Below are 18,676 nucleotides of genomic sequence, written 5' to 3'. Positions count from 1 at the left end.
ATGAGGCGTGTTAATACCCATAAAGAAATAGGTTAAATACCCTATATTTGATACTTTAATTTTGACCAATCAAAAATTAGTCCAGGATCAGTTTTTCGGTCTGCAGCAATAAATTGATGTCCTGTCATTCTCTCCTTGGTTATCTTTGGGTATTTTTTAACCAGCTTATTAGCCAGATGTTGTAATACTTGATATTGAATTTCGGTATAAGCAGTCGTATCCGTCCCTTCAAGCTCAATACCAATCGCAAAATCATTACAACGTTGCTGTCCAGCAAAAGAGGATTTTCCTGCATGCCACGCTCGACCGTTAAATGGTACAAACTGAATCACTTCACCATCTCGACGAATCAAACAATGAGCAGAAACTTCCAGCCCTTCTAAAATAGAAAAGAAAGGATGTTGTTTGGTATCAAGAGTCCCCAGAAAAAGATCTTCAATATAAGGACCACCAAACTCACCAGGAGGTAAAGAGATGTTGTGGATAACTAATAATGAGATCTCTTCATTCGGCCTTTGATCATAAAACGGCGACTCTCGCTTTGTTACCCCCACCAGCCAGTGCTGATCATCGATCATTAACATAGTCAACGCCTTTACAGGTTATTGGAAAAGTTCACCTAATTTTAATTAAAACTAAGTCCATGATAAATATTAAATCATCAAAATGAGATGATTGTTACTGCATTAACTTATCAGCAAGGGTATTATTTATATACCCTTCTTACTTGAAGCTGCTAGAGTGTTGAACACGTTCGTTCACCCCAATAATATAGTATATCTATAGTCATGGGCTTTTACTCTCTGCCGACTAGCAACTCCAATAATTTGGGCTATAACCCTATCCTCATCTTTTTAATCACTAACGAATAATCAATATGAAAGAAAAAAATCACGATAACAATGCTCGATTAGCTTACTTACAGCAACAACTCCCTCATGAGGTGTCTCGATGTGTCGCTGATACTTTAAAAGAGGATTTAGGTGGTGCAATCGACCTTAATTTAGATATTACTGCCAATTTAATCGATTTAACTACCGAATCAACTGCAACGATTATTACGCGAGAACACGGTGTCTTCTGCGGAAAAATGTGGGCTGATGAAGTCTTCAAACAGTTAGGAGGGCAAGTTTCGATCACTTGGTTTGTTGATGATGGCGACACAGTCACACCAAATGAGACATTATGTGAATTAACTGGTCCAGCTCATGTTTTGCTCACTGGCGAACGTAATGCCATGAACTTTATTCAAACCCTTTCTGGCTGCGCGACAACAACCGCGACCTATGTCGAACAGCTTTCGGGCACTAATACAAAATTATTAGATACCCGAAAAACCATTCCTGGTCTTCGTAGTGCCCTAAAATATGCAGTCACTTGTGGTGGTGGTTACAATCATCGTATCGGTGTGTTTGATGCTTACTTAATTAAAGAGAATCATATTCTTGCATGTGGTGGCATTGATAAAACAATATCAAGAGCAAAGTCACTTCACCCAGGGAAATCTGTGGAAGTAGAAGTCGAAAGCATTAAAGAGCTTGAATTGGCAATTGATGCTGGAGCGGATGTGGTCATGCTGGATAACTTCACCGTTGATATGATGGCTGAAGCTGTGACATTAAACCAAGGACGCGTTGCCCTTGAAGTCTCTGGTGATGTCACACTGAAAACTATCAGTACATTTGCAGCAACAGGGGTTGATTATATCTCAGTTGGTGCACTAACTAAGCATCTTAAAGCGATGGATCTTTCAATGAGATTCAACTCTTAATCGATACCGCAACCCAACGATAAATCTCAACAAGGCTTCTATTTTCTTGCCAGCAATAGCAAAAGAAGCCTTTTCATTATAATAGTAAACCTAACGTTTCAATCGGTTAACTTAAAATCAATTACGTAACCACTTTCCAATCCAGCTCAACCTATTAACTAAGTCTACAACACTTATTTCATTATAGATGGTTAGTCCGCTGCCAAAATTAATCTCTCCTCAAGATCAATCACCATACTAAGCAGTAACCTCTTTTCACATCGACCTTAAATAAAAAAAAATGTCTGATATTTGAAATATAAAAGGGGAATAAAGATGAACCGTAATAAATTTCTCATAAAGTTTATTCGAGGCTTTACATTATTAGAATTAATGATCGTTATCGCCGTTATAGGCATACTTGCCTCTATTGCGCTGCCGCGTTACGACAACTATGTAAAACGTTCTGAAGCCAATGCAGGGTTAGCAACACTATCCGCGCTCAAAACTAATATCGAAAGTCACCTATCAACTCAGGGGAGTTTTCCAACACTAACGGCAGGAAGCGAAGCTCAGTTTACTCAACTCGGGACAACTGAAAATCATCAACTTGGGATACTCTCTGTTACAGCAACAGGATCACAAGGAGATGAAGGAAAAATTGCACTGACGTTTAACCAAAAAAGTAGCAATCGAGATCACATCATATCGCTTTCTCGTAATCTACATGGTGGTTGGCTTTGTGAAACAGACCTCAATAGTGAAGTTACCCCCAAAGGTTGCAATTAATGACACCCCATAACTATCGAGAAAATGAAGGTCTCTTACTGGAACGTCTCTATATGGATAGGAAATTAGCCGCTACTGACTATCATCAGATATTAAAAGAGCGAAAAGATCAGAGCAATAAAGAGAATGAACGGAATCTTTCATTGATTGATCGCCTTTATCAAATTAAAGAGATTGAACAAGAAACATTATTTCAACAGCTTATTGATTATTATCAATTAGAAGAGATCACTTTTTCCCAACAACCGCTGATACCAGCTCCAATGGAGATCGTTTCAATCATCGAGGCGTTAAAATTACTGCCTTTAAACCTCAATGACAACCAGATTGATCTACTGACTTATGACCCAACAATTTGTCATCAAGCTCACTTATTAATCTCTTTTATATTGCAACGAAGAACTAAAATCTATCTCGTTCGCTACTCTGATTACCTTATTTGGCAACAAGGGTACCAACAACAGAATCAAACACTGTCATCCTCTTCAACTTCTGAATCGTTTGCTGTACTGGAGCAACTGATTGAAAGTCATCCAAATAAAAATCAAATGGAAAGTGATATTGAAGATGATTCATCACCGATAGCTAAAATAGTAACAGAGCTTATCCTCAAAGCACTTTCTAGCAAAGCGTCAGATATCCATTTTGAAGCTCAACATAATGGCTTGTTAATCAGACAAAGAATCGATGGTGTGCTCACCCAGTTATCTCACTTACCTCAGCACTATATTAAACCTGTCATATCAAGAATAAAAATTGTGTCTCAACTTGATATATCGGAGCGAAGGCATCCACAAGATGGGCGATTTCAGCTCAATTATCAGCAAAAAAAATGCGATATTCGCGTGGCAATCTTACCCACAATTTATGGTGAAAAAGCCGTACTAAGATTACTAAATACAGATAATACTCTACTTACAATTGAACATTTAGGTCTCACACCGCTTCAAGAAAAAGTATTCATCCATAACCTAAACCAACAACAAGGCTTAATTTTAGTCACAGGTCCAACAGGAAGTGGTAAAACTCAAACCCTTTATGCCGCTTTACAGTGTCTCAACAACGATAATGTCAATATATCTACCGCCGAAGATCCTGTTGAGATCCGTTTACCTGGCTTAAACCAAGTTCAGATCAATCCAGCCATCAGTTTTGATTTTTCTGATGCATTAAAAACATTCCTGAGACAAGATCCCGATATCATCATGATCGGTGAAATTAGAGATTTTGAAACCGCCGATATTGCAATGAAAGCTGCACAAACAGGGCATTTAGTACTATCAACACTCCATACCAATAGTGCCTATCAAACGATTCTTAGATTAGAAAATATAGGTGTTCAACGCTTTAATATTGCCGCAACAGTCAGATTAATTATTGCCCAACGTTTAGTTAGAAAACTTTGCATCCATTGTCGGATTAACATGAAAAACAACATTTATCGCGCTAACTTACCGGGTTGCCCTTATTGCCAAAAAGGATACAAAGGACGTCATGGCATATTTGAACTTCTTCCTGTCACTCCCCAATTGATAGAAAATTTATCGGATACACATATTAAACCACCCTCACTAAATAAGCCGTCACGACCAAGAACTATATTGGAATCATCAGAAATGATTGAGGAATCATCTGGTTTTATTCCATTACGACAGCAAGCCCAAGAGTTAGTTTTTAAAGGAATCACTGATCAACAGGAAATCTGTCGCGTCTTGGGTCAGTGATATGACGGCGAGAAAAAGATCCGTTATCAGTAATCATGCAAGGATTTATAATGATTCAGAAAAGTCATCGCTATCATTGGGTAGGTATTACCCAGCAAGGAGAACAAAAAAGTGGCTATTTCAATGCCCCATCAAAAGTAATTTTACAAGAAAACCTTTATCAACAGGGGATCATTCTCACCCATTGCATTGAAAAAAAAGATAATCAAGAAAAAGATATTAATAAGAATAAAATGAAATCTGGAAGCAGAAGAATACAAAATATTACAAAAGAAAAATTACAAACAGGCAAAAAATTAAAAATAAACGGCGTACAGCTAACTCAACTCACGAGCCAACTCTCCTCAATGGTTTCAAATAATATTCCTTTGTTAGATAGCTTAAAGTTATTAAAAAGCTCAGCACCAACACCACAACTTGTTCAACTACTAACTCAGTTAATTAGTCACCTAAAAGCAGGCGATTCACTATCTAAGAGCCTACAATATTATCCCTATATTTTTGATTCTCTTTATATTCAATTTATAGAGATTGGTGAAAAAACAGGACAGCTAGATATTACATTAAAGCAGCTACTCAATAATCAAAAACGTAATGAAGCACTGCAACAACAGATTAAAAAAGCGATCTCTTATCCTATCTTTATTACATTAATTTCATTCGTCATTACGGTTGTTCTTTTAATTGTTGTAGTTCCTCAATTCGAACAGATCTTTGCCTCATTTGATGCTCAATTACCGTCATTAACTATGATGATCATTACACTATCAACAACCATTCAAACTTATGGCGTAATATTATTGATTACGATTTTTTTTACCATCGGACTCTTTTACCTTCTTTTTTCTCGTATTCTGATTTTAAAATATCTATTGCAGAAAGTTTTATTTAAAATTCCTATTATTGGTCAAGTCATCCATTTCGCAGTTTTGGCCCGCTTTAGTCAAACATTGGCACTATTGCTAAAGCTCACGTCCCCATCCCTGATAGCTGCGATCAAGCACTAAAAGCCAGTGGTAGTCTCTATCTTACAAAACAATTGCAGGCGCTACCTCATTTATTGCGGAGTGGTTATACCCTCGCTAATAGTTTACAAAATAATCTTATCCCTGCACTCTTTTTACAAATGGTGATCATTGGTGAAGAGTCAGGGGAGTTACCCGCAATGCTCAACAACGTAGCAACTTATTATCTCGAGCAACTTCAACTAAAAACAGATGCATTAACCATGATGATAGAACCGATCGTAATGAGCTTATTAGGCTTAATTATTGGCACCTTAGTGATTGCTCTCTATCTTCCTATTTTTGAATTAATGGTGGTTATTGGTTAATAAATAACGACTATTGGTTAATTTATTGTCAGTTACTCTTTTCGCCATTACTATTTAAACAGAAAAAAGTCATAATCAAGATAGTCTGATTGAAGAGAGTACTTAATGGAACTGTTGATACTACATCCCTGGTTGACGATATGCTTCGTCGCACTATTTTCACTCATCATGGGTAGCTTCTTAAATGTCGTGATTTACCGCTTACCTATTATGATGGAAAATCAGTGGCAAAGTGAGTGTCATGTTAGCTTTCCAGAGGCCAATATCCCTGCGCCAGAGAAGCAATTATTTAATTTAAGCTTACCAGCTTCACATTGTCGACAATGCCAAACGCCTGTACGTTGGTTTGATAATATCCCTCTTTTTAGTTGGTTATTATTAAAGGGGCAGTGTCGTCATTGCCAGAAAAAGATCTCAATTCGTTATCCTTTTATTGAGTTACTAACGACTGTTATTGGAATTGTCACTTTTTTAGCGTTTCCTCCATCGATTTGGAGTGCCTCTCTGTTATTTTTTTCATTTACTTTAATTGTTTTAAGTTTTATTGATCTTGATACCTTATTGCTACCCGATAATTTGACTCTCCCTTTAATGTGGGGAGGAATAACACTCTCTCTACTTAATATCAGCCCAGTCTCTCTCAATGATGCTATCTTCGGTGCTATTTTTGGCTATGGATTTTTATGGTCTCTCTATTGGTTGTTCAAGTTATTAACCGGTAAAGAAGGGATGGGATATGGTGACTTTAAATTATTAGCCGCACTTGGTGCATGGCTTGGTTGGCAGCAACTCCCTTTTATTTTGCTAGTTGCCTCGATTTCGGGGGTGATTTTTGGTCTTATTGAATTAAAGATTCTCCGCTCTCGTCAAGGTACTCAATTTCCGTTTGGTCCTTATCTCGCATTTTCCGGTTGGATTTGCTTAGTGGCAGGCGATCAAATAACTCATTGGTATCTATTATCATTTTGGGGGTTATAAATGAAAAATACGCATAAGCTAATTATTGGTGTAACAGGTGGAATTGGCAGTGGCAAATCAACCGTCACGGATAAATTTTTTGAACTTGGAATTGAACATGTCGATGCTGATATCGTAGCAAGAGAAGTGGTCGCGATTGGAAGCTTTGGATTAGCGGAGATCACCTCCCACTTTGGTTTGGGGATTCTATTAAGTGATGGCAGTTTAAATCGCGCCAAATTGCGTGAAATCATATTTTCTTATCCCGAAGAGAAAAAGTGGTTAAATCAACTGCTTCATCCTATGATTAATAAAGAGATCATTAAAAGAATTGGCGAAATTTCATCATCTTATGGGTTATTAGTTGTTCCTCTATTACTTGAAAATAATCTTCAATATTTAGTTGATCGGATTTTGGTTATCGATGTCTCTGAAGCGACTCAGATATCACGTACAACGCAACGAGACCAAGTATCAGTTGAACAAGCACAAACGATTATAAACGCACAAATCAGTCGCCAAGATCGCTTAAGTCAAGCTGATGATATTATCGATAACGAAAACGAACCGTTACAATTAACACAAAAAATTGCGGACTTACATAAAAAGTATCTCGCATTAGTCGCTGAAATATAATTATGTTTATGGTGTAGGTATCAATGCAAACAACCCGATTTGAACATCCTCTAACAGAGCAAGTGAGAACTTATCTACGAATAGAATTCTTACTGCAACAAATTGAGCAAAGCCAAGAGCTCACCTCTCCCTGGATGGCTCAGTCACTATTTAAAGGTGTGATTGAGTTATTAGAATTACTTGAACAAGGGCAGTTAAAAACTGAAATATTAAAAGATCTTGAACGTCAAAAAGGAAAGCTCGAACTCTGGCTTGGCGTCCCTAGCGTTAATCAAGATGTATTAAAATCTATCATCAGTAAAGTCAGTTCATGCTCTCAACAGCTATCACGCGGCCCTCGTCTTAATTTGTTATTAAAGGATCAACGTTTATTAAAAAGTGTTCGACAACGGATTTCAATTCCCGGAGGCTGTTGCAGCTTCGATTTACCACTATTCCATCTTTGGCTCAATAAACCGGTAATCGAGCGTCAACACTTGAGCCACAAGTGGTGGCAACAACTCTCACCACTTCGAGAAGTTATCACTCTATTACTACAACTTATTCGCTCCTCAGGTCAACAACAGACTCATATAGCTAAGAATGGATTTTTTCATATAGAGACTAAAGATGCGCTATTATTACAGTTAAATATTGAGTCAAAACTTGATATATACCCAATAATTTCAGGTAACTCTAAACGCGTAGCTATTCGCTTTTTACCTTTTAATGATGATAGTCATCCACCAGAAGAGCTTTCTTTTCAGCTCACTGTCTTTCGCTAGTCATTAGATTTAAAATACGCTGAAATAAAAAACCGTAAGCAGAGTAAGGTAGTATTGTGACAAAAAGTAATCAAGATTCTAAAAACAGAGTGAAATGCCCAACATGTCGAGTTGATGTACTTTGGGAAGAAAAAAGTGTTTATCGACCTTTTTGTAGTAAAAAGTGTCAATTAATTGATTTTGGTGATTGGGCTAGCGAACAAAATAATATCGCAGGTGCAGCCGATCTCTCTGATGGTGAAGAGTGGTCAGAAAAATAATTTAAGAATTAGACTTAAAATTATTCGAGTTACGAGTAAGCGGTAAGTGAGTTAAGCCCCATGAGTATAGGTGCACTATATGATTGGGCGAACAAATGCAGCCAACAACCTAGTAACTTCAAGTAAGAAGAGAGTAGCCATTATCAATGAGCGGCGACTCTCATTAAATTTATGCCCAGGCTTTTAGTTTTTCTATCAATGCTAAATTAGCCGCGGGAAACTGTTTAGGATCAAGGTCAGCAATAGTTAACCACTCCCCTTTTTGCCCTTCGTGACCACAAGCCTTACCACTAAAATCACTCACAATGTATGCGTCAAAGGTCAGTTCTTTTTCTGGGTATTTATGCTCAAAGTGCATAAAGTGCTCCATCTTTTGAGCGATGATGTTAACCTCTTCTTGTAATTCTCGGCGCAATGCTTGCTCTTGAGTCTCTCCCTGTTCTATCTTGCCACCAGCAAACTCTAATAAACCAGCAAAATCACTCCGATCCATTCGGGTGGTAATAAAGACTTGATCTTTTTTGCTGTTCAGAATAATCCCGATAACAATATGCACTTTTTTCATTTCATCCCTCTGAAAATTGATCAAAATAAAAATCTAATACTAAAAAAAGAGCCGCTCAAGGCGACTCTTTTCTTTTTACTAACTCAGTTTATGCAAATTGAATTAGTTAATCTTCCCATGACACTGCTTATACTTTTTACCCGAACCACAAGGACAAGGCTCATTACGTCCAACTTTACGCTCTTCTCGAACGAATGTGCTTGGGTCTGCAGTATGCTCTTCGCCATCAGCAAGTTGATTTTCAGCGTCTGCATGTTGGAATTGCTGCTTACGAGCAATCGCTTCTGCTTCGTGTTGACGTTGCGCTTCTAAACGATCAACTTCTTCTTGCTGATGAACCTGAACTTTACTTAATACTGAAATCACATCCAGTTTCAAGTTCTCAAGCATCTCTTCGAAGAGTTCAAAAGATTCACGCTTATATTCTTGCTTTGGATTCTTCTGAGCATAACCACGTAAATGAATGCCCTGACGTAGGTGATCCATTGCAGATAAATGCTCTTTCCATAGCGTATCAAGTGTCTGTAGCATCACTGACTTTTCGAAGTTACGAAGAACAGCAGCACCTACAGTCTCTTCTTTCGCTTTATAAGTCTCAATCGCTTGTTCAATAATACGTTCACGAAGCAGTTCTTCATACAGCTTATCTTCGTTATCTAACCAAGATTGAATCGGTAAGTCTAGATCAAAGTCGCCTTTCAAACGCTCTTCTAGTCCAGCAATATCCCACATCTCTTCTAACGATTGTTGAGGAATATATTGATTGATCACATCACTGTAAACATCTTGACGGTTGGCTGCCAACATTTCACTGATATCATCAGTTTCCATCAGCTCATCACGTAGTTCATAAACCACCTGACGCTGGTCATTCGCGACATCATCAAAATCAAGTAGTTGCTTACGAATATCAAAGTTACGACCTTCAACTTTACGCTGTGCATTCTCAATCGCTTTGGTTACCCAAGGGTGCTCAATCGCTTCACCTTCTTCCATACCCAGCTTCTTCATCATGTTTGATACACGATCAGAGGCGAAGATGCGCATTAAGCTATCTTCCATCGATAGATAGAAACGTGAAGAACCTGCATCACCCTGACGACCAGAACGACCGCGTAACTGGTTATCAATACGGCGTGATTCATGACGCTCAGTACCAATAATATGTAAGCCACCCGCTTCGATTACCGCATCGTGATCTTTTTGCCATTCAGCTTTAATTGTTTCAATCTGTTCTTCAGTTGGATCTGTCAGCTTTTCAATTTTACTCTTCCAGCTACCACCTAAAACGATATCTGTACCACGACCCGCCATATTCGTTGCGATAGTCACTGCGCCCGCAGAACCCGCATCAGCGATAATATCGGCTTCTCTCTCATGGAATTTGGCATTTAAGACTTCATGCTTAATCTTCATCTTGCTCAGAGCATTTGAAAGCAACTCTGATTTTTCGATAGAAACGGTACCAACAAGAATCGGCTGACCTTTCACCACTCGCTCTTGAATATCAGCAATGATCGCATCGAATTTTTCAGCTTCAGTCATATAGACCAAATCACCCATATCATCGCGCATCATCGGTTTGTTGGTTGGAACAACCACCGTTTCTAAGTTGTAGATAGATTGGAATTCGAATGCTTCTGTATCAGCAGTACCCGTCATACCTGATAACTTCTCGTAAAGACGGAAGTAATTCTGGAAAGTGACCGATGCTAATGTCTGGTTTTCATTCTGGATCTTCACCTTTTCTTTCGCTTCAACTGCTTGGTGTAGACCTTCAGACCAACGACGACCTGGCATTGTTCGACCTGTATGCTCATCGACGATAACAACTTCATTATCTTGTACGATATAATCAACATTTCGTTCAAATAACGCATGAGCTCGGAGTGCGGCATTGACATGGTGAAGTAAACTGATGTTTGCTGGAGAATAAAGCGTATCCCCCTCTTCCATCATGCCATGCTTTTGTAGAAGTTCTTCGATAAACTCCTGACCATTCTCTGTTAGGTGGGTCTGTTTTGATTTTTCATCAACAGTATAGTGACCCTCACCACGATATTCTTCACTGTCTTCTTGATCTTGTTTTTCAAGTAGAGGGATCAGTGCATCGATACGGGTATACATATCTGAGCTATCTTCAGCTGGACCTGAAATAATCAGAGGAGTACGAGCTTCATCAATTAAGATGGAATCAACTTCATCGACAACAGCAAAATAACGCTCACGTTGTACACGGTCTTCAGCACGGAATGCCATATTGTCGCGTAGATAATCGAAACCAAATTCATTGTTAGTTCCATATAAGATATCAGCCGCATAAGCTTCTTTCTTCGCCGAAGGGTCCATTCCAGAAAGGTTGATCCCAACCGTCATACCCAAGAACTCAAATAGCTCGCGGTTAGTTTCTGCATCACGCGCTGCTAGGTAATCATTGACGGTAACGATGTGGACGCCTTTACCAGTTAAGGCATTAAGATAGGCAGGAAGAGAGGCTGTTAAAGTTTTACCTTCACCAGTGCGCATTTCTGCGATTTCACAATCGTTAAGGACCATTCCACCTATAAGCTGAACATCAAAATGGCGCATGCCAAATACACGGCGAGAAGCTTCTCGAACCGTTGCAAATGCTTCTGGTAATAGTGAATCAAGGTTCGCACCGTCATCTAAGCGTTGACGAAATTCGACGGTTTTAGCTTTTAGCTCTTCATCCGCTAAGCTTTCAAACTCTGGTTCTAATTTATTAATTTGGTCTGCGATTTTACGTAGACGACGAAGTGTTCGGTCATTTCGGCTACCGACAATCTTGGTAAGCAATTTTGATAACATGGCGTTGTCGTGTTCTCTTGGTTTATCCAGCTATAATCAGCCGATTGATGGAATACTTATAAGGCACTACTTTTGTAGGCGTAGTATATTAATTTTTTATACACTCAATGTATATTAAAGCGCTAATTGTTATATTGGGCTCTATCTGCTTATTTTCAAGATAGATTTTGTAGATCTTTATTATATTTACAACAATATGAACTTAATCACTATATAATAAGCGATCTCGCTAGTGGCGACTATGCTTAATCAGCTAATTAGTAGAGTTTGATCAATAATTTTCTACTTAAATCGACTAATAGGTACTGTTATGCGTGACCATAGACCGAAAACAACCGATAAATTAATGGAGAAATCGGGGTTAGCAAATATCCAACAACGCGCAGTTGCTTTGGCTAAATTAAACAAAACTATGTTGAAGCATCTACCACCAGAAGCTCAAGCTTATTGTCACATCGCAAACTACCGTAACAATACATTGATTATTGAAGTTGCCTCTTCAGCATGGTTAACACGACTCAATTATCAACGCCTCGATCTTATCTCAAAACTTAGATACTCTGATCTACCTTCGTTAGTTAGTATCGAATTAAAAATAAATCCTAGCTTAATGAATCAAACAGTCATTAAGAAACAGACTGAAAAAAAGAGAGAGCCAATCAGTGAACAATCTGCCGAATATCTGCGGATGGTAGCAGAAAATGCACCAGAAAAGATTAAAGTTAGATTAGAAAGGATTGCAGCGATGAGTCAGAAGAAAAAATAACCGCTATAAATTCAGTCAAAAAATAGTATCAAAAAAGACAATGACAAAAAAAAGATAAAAAAATAGTGAGATATCAATAATAACATGTAGTTACCAAAGAAAATCTCACTATATTTATACCTGAAATAATTGGAGTTGCTAGTAGGCGGCAAATGAGTGAGGCCCCATGAGTATAGGTGTACTCTATGATTGGGGCGAACGAGTGCAGCCAACAACCTAGCGACTTCAAGTATGAAGAGTATATTATTGAAACCTTAGTAATAGGATATACCCACAACCACGGGATCAATGTCACCCATTCAGTTTAATTAACTAATTAATTTAATTAAACAATAATGCAGGGTTAATTAACGCAACAGGTGATTTAGCTTCATCTTCATAAGTTGTCCATTCCCACGCTTCTTGATTAGCAAGAACTGCACGTAGTAATTGATTATTGAGTGCATGGCCTGATTTATAGGCGCGAACTTCACCAACAATACTGTGTCCACACATGAAGAGATCGCCAATAGCATCTAATACTTTGTGACTAACAAACTCATTATCATAACGAAGACCATCATCATTTAAGATTCGGTAATCATCCAGAACGATTGCATTATCAAAGCTACCACCTAAACAGAGGTTTTGAGATTGTAAATACTCAATATCACGCATGAAGCCAAAAGTACGAGCACGGCTGATATTTTTGATAAAGTCTTGAGTTGAGAAATCCATCACTAAGCTCTGTTGTTCGCCATCAATTGCAGGGTGTGCAAAATCAATCGCAAAATCTAGACGGAAACCATTATATGGACGAAGTTCTGCCCATTTATCGCCATCTTCAACACGAACCGTTTTCTTAATACGGATGAATTTCTTCGGACTATTTAATACATCAATACCCGCTGATTGAATTAAATAGACAAATGGGCTGGCACTACCATCCATGATTGGAATTTCTGGCGCATCAACCTCAATAATAGCATTATCGATTCCCATTCCAGCTAGGGCAGCATTTAAGTGCTCAACTGTTGAGATACGAACACCGTCATCATTAACCAGTGCAGTACATAGCATAGTATCTCTTACTGAGTTTGCATCCGCTTTAAAATCGACTGCTGGCTCGAGATCCGTTCGACGGTAAATAATACCTGTATTCGCTGCAGCAGGTCGAAGGATCAGCGTCACTTTACGACCAGAGTGTAAACCCACTCCAGTTGCTTGAACAATAGTTTTTAGCGTACGTTGTCTAATCATCAACTTTTACTCTCACGAAATATAAAATTACTCGGTATACAAAAACGACCACCTAATAATAAGCGGTCGTCTATAATAACACGCCATTTATATAAAATACAAATTTGACGATTATTTAGTCTGCTTGTTTACGAAGAAATGCAGGAATATCTAAGTAATCAGGCTCACTTTTAGGTTCACTTTTCTTCGCTGTACTTGTTGTACCACCAACGCTAGGTGCCTGTTTTTTAGGCTCAATAGTCGGGGTTACTTTAGGTGCTACCGGTGTTTCAACTGGTGCTGGAGTCACAGGTTGAGTTTTTGGAGCTCCAGCAACTAAAGTAATGTCAGGTTTCTTCTCATTACCGATACCAGTAGCCACTACAGTTACTCGTAGCTCATCTGATACATCAGGATCTAACGAAGAACCAACAACAACCGTCGCATTATCTGAAGCAAATGCCTTAACCGTGTTACCAACAGTCTCAAACTCATCCAAACGAAGATCAAAGCCAGCAGTAATATTAACAAGCACTCCGCGAGCACCAGCAAGATCAATATCTTCTAGAAGTGGGCTTGAAATTGCCATTTCAGCAGCCTCTTCTGCACGATCTTCACCACTCGCAACGCCACTACCCATCATTGCATGTCCCATTTCTGACATCACGGTACGCACATCGGCGAAATCGACGTTAATCAGACCAGGGCGAGTAATCAGTTCTGCAATACCTTGAACGGCATTTTTAAGAACATCATTGGCTTTTGCAAATGCATCAAGTAGCGAAATCCCACGACCTAATACTTTAAGTAGCTTTTCATTCGGTATAGTAATTAATGAATCAACGTGCTTTGATAATTCATCAATACCTTGCTCTGCAAAGGCTAAACGTTTTTTGCCTTCAAAATTGAAAGGTTTAGTGACAACAGCTACAGTAAGAATATCAAGCTCTTTAGCGACCTCAGCAATAACTGGTGCGGCCCCCGTGCCGGTACCGCCCCCCATTCCAGCGGCAATAAAGACCATATCAGCACCTTCTAATGCTGCTTTGATCTCTTCTCTATTCTCTAGTGCTGCTTCGCGACCTACCTGTGGGTTTGCACCCGCACCTAGACCTTTTGTAATGGTAGAGCCAACTTGTATCACATGACTAACACTGGTTTTCCTTAATGCTTGAGCATCAGTATTCACGGTTAGAAATTGTACGCCTTCAATTGATTCACGTACCATATGCTCAACGGCATTACCGCCGCCACCACCTACACCTACGACTTTAATGACTGCTTCGTCAGATACATCCATCATTGGTTCAAACATCTGTTATCTCCATCATTCTCATTAGAGTTTGATTAAAATTCTTTTTTAAGCCAACCGGTTAATTTTGAAAAAACGCTCGTCACAGATCCTTTTTGTTCTGATACGCTTTCATCCTCCAGTTGGATATCTTTTCCGTAATGTAATAAACCTGCGCCTGTCGCATAAAACGGAACTTGCACATAATCAGTTAAACCAGTTAAGCCTATTGGCTGCCCTACTCTAACTTGATTTTGAAATACTCGTTCAGCACAATCCACTAATCCATCAATTTGAGATGCACCGCCTGTTAAAACGATACCTGCGGCTAAGTGGTGTTTAATACCTTTCTCTCTTAATTGTTCTTGTATAGTTGTTAATTTAGCATTAACTAGACCAAATAACTCACTATACCTCGGCTCAATGACCTCAGCTAATGTTTGGCGATGTAAACTACGAGATGGTCGACCACCAACACTTGGAACGTCGACTTTATCATCTTTACTGACCAATTCACTCAATGCGCAACCATACTTCACCTTAATACTTTCAGCATCACCTAATGGCGTACCAAATGCATAAGCAATATCACCCGTCACTGCATTACCAGCATAGTGCATCACTTCTGTATGTCGAAGTGCACCACCTGTCCAAACGGCAATATCCATTGTACCGCCACCAATATCAACAACACAAACGCCTAACTCTTTCTCATCTGACGTAAGCACTGCTGTACTTGCAGCTAATCCAGAGAATATTAACTGTTCTACTTTTAAATTACAGCGTTCAACCGCTTTAATAATATTTTTTGCCATATCATTATGACAAGTAATCAGGTGAACATTAACTTTCATTCGCACACCTGACAAACCAATTGGGTTTTTAATCCCCTCTTGATAATCAATCGAAAATTCTTGGGGAATAACATGCAATATTCGATGTTCATCGCTAATCTTTACAGATTTAGCGGTATGAATAACGCTATCAACATCTTCTTGAGTCACTTCATCATCTGAGATAGGGAATGCCCCTTCTTCAGTCTGACATTCAATGTGTTTACCCGATAAAGAGAGAAAAACAGACGAGATCTGACAATCTGCCATTAACTCTGCTTGATCAATCGCCCTTTGTACTGACTTCACGACAGATTCAAGATCGTTCACACCACCTTTATCCATACCTTGTGAAGGACAACTACCTACACCAATTACATTAACGCTATTATCAGGTAATACTTCGCCTACTAATGCGGCAACCTTCGATGTACCAATGTCTAATCCTACAATGAGTTTTTTATCTGTTGCTTTTGTCATTTGGTACTAAATCTCATTTTATTTTTTGTCGGTGTCAGGTAACCACTTAACAGCCGCCCCTGTATCATAACGCAAGTCAACATGCTCAATCAGTTGCCGGTTTGGTAGTTGAGGATAGAGAACCATAAAGCGCTCAACTTTTGCAACTAATTGACTGCGTCCCAACTCCAGTTCAATTTGATTATTTAACTTCACTCGCCAAGAGTACCGCGGTGATAGCCAAACTTGACTAATTGATAGTTGATCTTGTGCAAATATTGCAGACAACTTTTGCCATGTTTCTAATATCACTTCGCTTTGAGCGTCATCTCCATAAAAAGAGACAAGAGAGTGATCATTGATATCTTCTGCATTACCAAAAAACACGGTTCCATCAGGACTAACCAGTGCACTATCATTCCAAATCGCACTAGCTTGATGCTCACGAATATATAATTTAATCTTATCCGGCCACTGTTTTCTCACTGAAACCTGTTTAACCCAGGGTAGTTGATCTATTGCAGATTGGATATCGTCAACATTCTGAGTCATAAAACTCCCTAGGCCACCTAAAGAGCTTATTGCATAACGTATATCAGATTCACTCGTATAGTGAAGTTGATTTTGAATGAGTAATTTTGACAATGGAAGCCGGTTTGCATCCGTCATCCAATTAACCGTCCGCCAACCCAAGAAAACAACCATCGCTACAACAGATAGAAAAAATAGGAAACCTAATCGATGAAAACGATACGATATAGGAGACTCTATCTTTGGGTCAGCTTTAACCTTTCTCTTCATGCTATCGCTCTGACTATTGCACCAACCGATAACATCATCACTGATTATTCTTCGTTATCATTTATTACAAATAGAATGAATTGATTATAGCCAGCTATGATGAACTCTCCAACCGAGATCATGTGTTCAATCATATTAATAATTTATTAGCTAACTTTTTAATCGCTAACTAATTTACTGATTCCGACTATACGTTTTTAAATAATAGTGCAATTTCTCAATTAAATTAAGCTTATTGCTAAATTTCTTTCATCTTTTCAATAGATAATCGAAGTTCTGCGAGTTTTTTCGCAATTGTACCCACATTTCCCGCACCTTGAGTTAAGACTAAGTCGCCTTCTTGTAAAGTTTGAGTTAATGATTTCGATAATTGATTGATATCAGAAACAAATACAGGTGAAATTTTCCCTCGTTGTTGCAATGAGTTGCAAAGATCTTGGCTAGTCGCTCCAGCGATTTCATCTTCACCTGCGGCATAAACATCTAAAATAAAGAGCTGGTCAACGTTTTCAAGTACATTCACAAAGTCGTCATAAAGATCGCGAGTACGGCTATAACGATGAGGTTGGAAAATCATGACTAAACGTTTTTCAGGCCAACCTGTTCTTGCCGCTTGAATAGTGACATCGACTTCACTTGGGTGATGACCATAATCATCCACCAACATCACTTCACCATTACCACAATCAAAGGTACCTAACTGATCGAAGCGACGTCCCGTGCCTTCAAATCCTAATAAACCTGAAACAATAGAGAGATCATCAAGATCTTCTTCAACCGCAACCGCAATAGCTGCCGTTGCATTAAGCGCATTATGACGCCCAGGAACATTGAGACAGATATCTAAATTCGGTTGGTCTTTTCTCTTAACCGTAAAAAAGCTCTGCTGTCCTTTCTGTTGATAAGCAATAATCTGAACATCTGCATCATCAGAGAAACCATAAGTCACCACTTGACGATTAATGCGAGGCAACAATTCACGGACGATAGGATCGTCAATACAAACTACGGCCAAACCATAAAATGGCAAATTATGAAGAAAATCAACAAACGTCTGCTTCAAGACTTCAATATCACCGCCATAGGTCTCCATATGATCAGCTTCAATATTCGTCACAATGCTGACCATTGGTTGAAGATGTAAGAAAGAAGCATCGCTTTCATCGGCTTCTGCAATCAGGTAACGGCTATTTCCTAATCTTGCATTGGTTCCTGCTGATTTAACTAGACCGCCATTGATAAATGTGGGATCAAGACCGGCATCAGAATAGATCTGTGTTACCATCGCTGTGGTTGTTGTTTTACCGTGGGTACCAGCAACAGCAATGCTATGACGATAACGCATTAACTCTGCCAACATTTCAGCACGACGAACAATCGGAATACGTGCTTTTTTAGCAGCAACAATCTCTGGGTTATCTTGTGGAATCGCAGTCGACGTCACAACAACACTCGCACCAAGAACATTACTGGCTTGGTGGCCTAGCATGATCTCAGCGCCAAAAAACTCTAAACGTTCAGTAACACTACTTTTAGCGATATCAGAACCACTCACTTGATAACCTTCATTGGCGAGAACTTCTGCAATGCCACTCATCCCAGCACCGCCAATTCCAATGAAGTGAATTCGTTCAACTCGACGCATTTCAGGAACAATAACTCGAACTTGAGCTAGCTCTTGGGTGTTAAATTTTTTCATGA

18 protein-coding genes are annotated in these 18,676 nt (G+C 38.9%); 10 read left to right on the top strand and 8 right to left on the bottom strand.

Annotation, left to right across the window (positions count from 1 at the left end; translation table 11 throughout):
- Positions 1-41: 41 nt before the first annotated feature.
- Positions 42-578, bottom strand: coding sequence for a 1,6-anhydro-N-acetylmuramyl-L-alanine amidase AmpD (gene ampD, locus L0B53_RS09010; RefSeq protein WP_235062212.1), 537 nt, complete (start codon positions 576-578; stop codon positions 42-44).
- A 299-nt stretch (positions 579-877) separates the two neighbouring features.
- Between ampD and nadC the strand changes: the two genes are divergently transcribed.
- The 9 genes from nadC to yacG all read left to right on the top strand — a co-directional run bounded on the left by nadC (position 878) and on the right by yacG (position 8,213).
- A complete protein-coding gene (gene nadC / locus L0B53_RS09005; RefSeq protein WP_235061738.1) occupies positions 878-1,771 on the top strand; it encodes a carboxylating nicotinate-nucleotide diphosphorylase in 894 nt (297 codons plus the stop codon).
- Positions 1,772-2,086: 315 nt separating this feature from the next.
- A complete protein-coding gene (locus tag L0B53_RS09000) occupies positions 2,087-2,539 on the top strand; it encodes a pilin (RefSeq protein ID WP_235061737.1) in 453 nt (150 codons plus the stop codon).
- Positions 2,539-4,263 carry a GspE/PulE family protein gene (locus tag L0B53_RS08995; protein WP_235061736.1) on the top strand — a complete coding sequence of 575 codons (1,725 nt, stop codon included), beginning with the start codon at positions 2,539-2,541 and terminating at the stop codon, positions 4,261-4,263. The genes L0B53_RS09000 and L0B53_RS08995 overlap by 1 nt, the downstream gene beginning before the upstream one ends.
- Positions 4,264-4,313: 50 nt before the next feature.
- Positions 4,314-5,270 carry a type II secretion system F family protein gene (locus L0B53_RS08990; RefSeq protein WP_235061735.1) on the top strand — a complete coding sequence of 319 codons (957 nt, stop codon included), beginning with the start codon at positions 4,314-4,316 and terminating at the stop codon, positions 5,268-5,270.
- Positions 5,213-5,596 carry a type II secretion system F family protein gene (locus L0B53_RS08985; protein ID WP_311197317.1) on the top strand — a complete coding sequence of 128 codons (384 nt, stop codon included), beginning with the start codon at positions 5,213-5,215 and terminating at the stop codon, positions 5,594-5,596. Before L0B53_RS08990 ends, L0B53_RS08985 begins: the two co-directional genes overlap by 58 nt.
- Positions 5,597-5,701: 105 nt before the next feature.
- Positions 5,702-6,574 carry an A24 family peptidase gene (locus tag L0B53_RS08980; protein ID WP_235061734.1) on the top strand — a complete coding sequence of 291 codons (873 nt, stop codon included), beginning with the start codon at positions 5,702-5,704 and terminating at the stop codon, positions 6,572-6,574.
- Entirely contained in the window at positions 6,575-7,189 is a 615-nt protein-coding gene (gene coaE, locus L0B53_RS08975) for a dephospho-CoA kinase (RefSeq protein WP_235061733.1), read from the top strand. It abuts the gene before it with no gap.
- Positions 7,190-7,212: 23 nt separating this feature from the next.
- Complete coding sequence (locus L0B53_RS08970; RefSeq protein ID WP_235061732.1) at positions 7,213-7,953, top strand: cell division protein ZapD; 741 nt, start codon at positions 7,213-7,215, stop codon at positions 7,951-7,953.
- A 56-nt stretch (positions 7,954-8,009) separates the two neighbouring features.
- Positions 8,010-8,213 (top strand): DNA gyrase inhibitor YacG, encoded by a 204-nt coding sequence (gene yacG, locus L0B53_RS08965; protein ID WP_235061731.1) that lies wholly within the window; start codon positions 8,010-8,012, stop codon positions 8,211-8,213.
- Positions 8,214-8,382: 169 nt separating this feature from the next.
- Here the strand turns inward: yacG and mutT are convergent, their stop codons facing one another.
- A complete protein-coding gene (gene mutT, locus L0B53_RS08960) occupies positions 8,383-8,778 on the bottom strand; it encodes an 8-oxo-dGTP diphosphatase MutT (RefSeq protein WP_235061730.1) in 396 nt (131 codons plus the stop codon).
- Positions 8,779-8,880: 102 nt separating this feature from the next.
- Positions 8,881-11,607 carry a preprotein translocase subunit SecA gene (secA, locus tag L0B53_RS08955; RefSeq protein WP_235061729.1) on the bottom strand — a complete coding sequence of 909 codons (2,727 nt, stop codon included), beginning with the start codon at positions 11,605-11,607 and terminating at the stop codon, positions 8,881-8,883.
- 310 nt (positions 11,608-11,917) lie between these two features.
- On the opposite strand from secA, the gene L0B53_RS08950 reads away from it, so the two are divergent.
- Complete coding sequence (locus L0B53_RS08950; protein ID WP_235061728.1) at positions 11,918-12,373, top strand: DUF721 domain-containing protein; 456 nt, start codon at positions 11,918-11,920, stop codon at positions 12,371-12,373.
- A gap of 321 nt (positions 12,374-12,694) precedes the next feature.
- Here the strand turns inward: L0B53_RS08950 and lpxC are convergent, their stop codons facing one another.
- The 5 genes from lpxC to murC form a co-directional block, all read right to left on the bottom strand.
- Positions 12,695-13,612: a UDP-3-O-acyl-N-acetylglucosamine deacetylase gene (lpxC, locus tag L0B53_RS08945; RefSeq protein WP_235061727.1), complete on the bottom strand. Its 918-nt coding sequence runs from the start codon at positions 13,610-13,612 to the stop codon at positions 12,695-12,697.
- A 115-nt stretch (positions 13,613-13,727) separates the two neighbouring features.
- A complete protein-coding gene (gene ftsZ / locus L0B53_RS08940; protein ID WP_235061726.1) occupies positions 13,728-14,906 on the bottom strand; it encodes a cell division protein FtsZ in 1,179 nt (392 codons plus the stop codon).
- Between the two features lie 32 nt (positions 14,907-14,938).
- Positions 14,939-16,195 (bottom strand): cell division protein FtsA, encoded by a 1,257-nt coding sequence (ftsA, locus tag L0B53_RS08935; RefSeq protein ID WP_235061725.1) that lies wholly within the window; start codon positions 16,193-16,195, stop codon positions 14,939-14,941.
- Between the two features lie 18 nt (positions 16,196-16,213).
- Positions 16,214-16,975, bottom strand: a complete 762-nt coding sequence (locus L0B53_RS08930; protein ID WP_235061724.1) for a cell division protein FtsQ/DivIB — start codon at positions 16,973-16,975, stop codon at positions 16,214-16,216.
- Positions 16,976-17,213: 238 nt separating this feature from the next.
- Positions 17,214-18,674: a UDP-N-acetylmuramate--L-alanine ligase gene (murC, locus tag L0B53_RS08925; RefSeq protein WP_235061723.1), complete on the bottom strand. Its 1,461-nt coding sequence runs from the start codon at positions 18,672-18,674 to the stop codon at positions 17,214-17,216.
- Positions 18,675-18,676 lie beyond the last annotated feature (2 nt).

This window comes from Vibrio sp. SS-MA-C1-2 (assembly GCF_021513135.1).
Lineage (GTDB): Bacteria > Pseudomonadota > Gammaproteobacteria > Enterobacterales > Vibrionaceae.
The sequence above is the reverse complement of the archived record's forward strand: the minus strand, read 5'-3'. Positions and strand labels throughout refer to the sequence as shown.

Coding starts and splice junctions, on each gene's coding strand:
- nadC (WP_235061738.1), top strand. CDS start 878: ATGAAAGAAAAAAATCACGATAACAATGCTCGATTAGCTTACTTACAG.
- ftsA (WP_235061725.1), bottom strand. CDS start 16,195: ATGACAAAAGCAACAGATAAAAAACTCATTGTAGGATTAGACATTGGT.
- murC (WP_235061723.1), bottom strand. CDS start 18,674: ATGAAAAAATTTAACACCCAAGAGCTAGCTCAAGTTCGAGTTATTGTT.
- L0B53_RS08970 (WP_235061732.1), top strand. CDS start 7,213: ATGCAAACAACCCGATTTGAACATCCTCTAACAGAGCAAGTGAGAACT.
- ampD (WP_235062212.1), bottom strand. CDS start 578: ATGATCGATGATCAGCACTGGCTGGTGGGGGTAACAAAGCGAGAGTCG.
- L0B53_RS08980 (WP_235061734.1), top strand. CDS start 5,702: ATGGAACTGTTGATACTACATCCCTGGTTGACGATATGCTTCGTCGCA.
- secA (WP_235061729.1), bottom strand. CDS start 11,607: ATGTTATCAAAATTGCTTACCAAGATTGTCGGTAGCCGAAATGACCGA.
- L0B53_RS08950 (WP_235061728.1), top strand. CDS start 11,918: ATGCGTGACCATAGACCGAAAACAACCGATAAATTAATGGAGAAATCG.
- mutT (WP_235061730.1), bottom strand. CDS start 8,778: ATGAAAAAAGTGCATATTGTTATCGGGATTATTCTGAACAGCAAAAAA.
- L0B53_RS08990 (WP_235061735.1), top strand. CDS start 4,314: ATGATTCAGAAAAGTCATCGCTATCATTGGGTAGGTATTACCCAGCAA.
- L0B53_RS08930 (WP_235061724.1), bottom strand. CDS start 16,975: ATGAAGAGAAAGGTTAAAGCTGACCCAAAGATAGAGTCTCCTATATCG.
- ftsZ (WP_235061726.1), bottom strand. CDS start 14,906: ATGTTTGAACCAATGATGGATGTATCTGACGAAGCAGTCATTAAAGTC.
- lpxC (WP_235061727.1), bottom strand. CDS start 13,612: ATGATTAGACAACGTACGCTAAAAACTATTGTTCAAGCAACTGGAGTG.
- L0B53_RS09000 (WP_235061737.1), top strand. CDS start 2,087: ATGAACCGTAATAAATTTCTCATAAAGTTTATTCGAGGCTTTACATTA.
- L0B53_RS08995 (WP_235061736.1), top strand. CDS start 2,539: ATGACACCCCATAACTATCGAGAAAATGAAGGTCTCTTACTGGAACGT.
- coaE (WP_235061733.1), top strand. CDS start 6,575: ATGAAAAATACGCATAAGCTAATTATTGGTGTAACAGGTGGAATTGGC.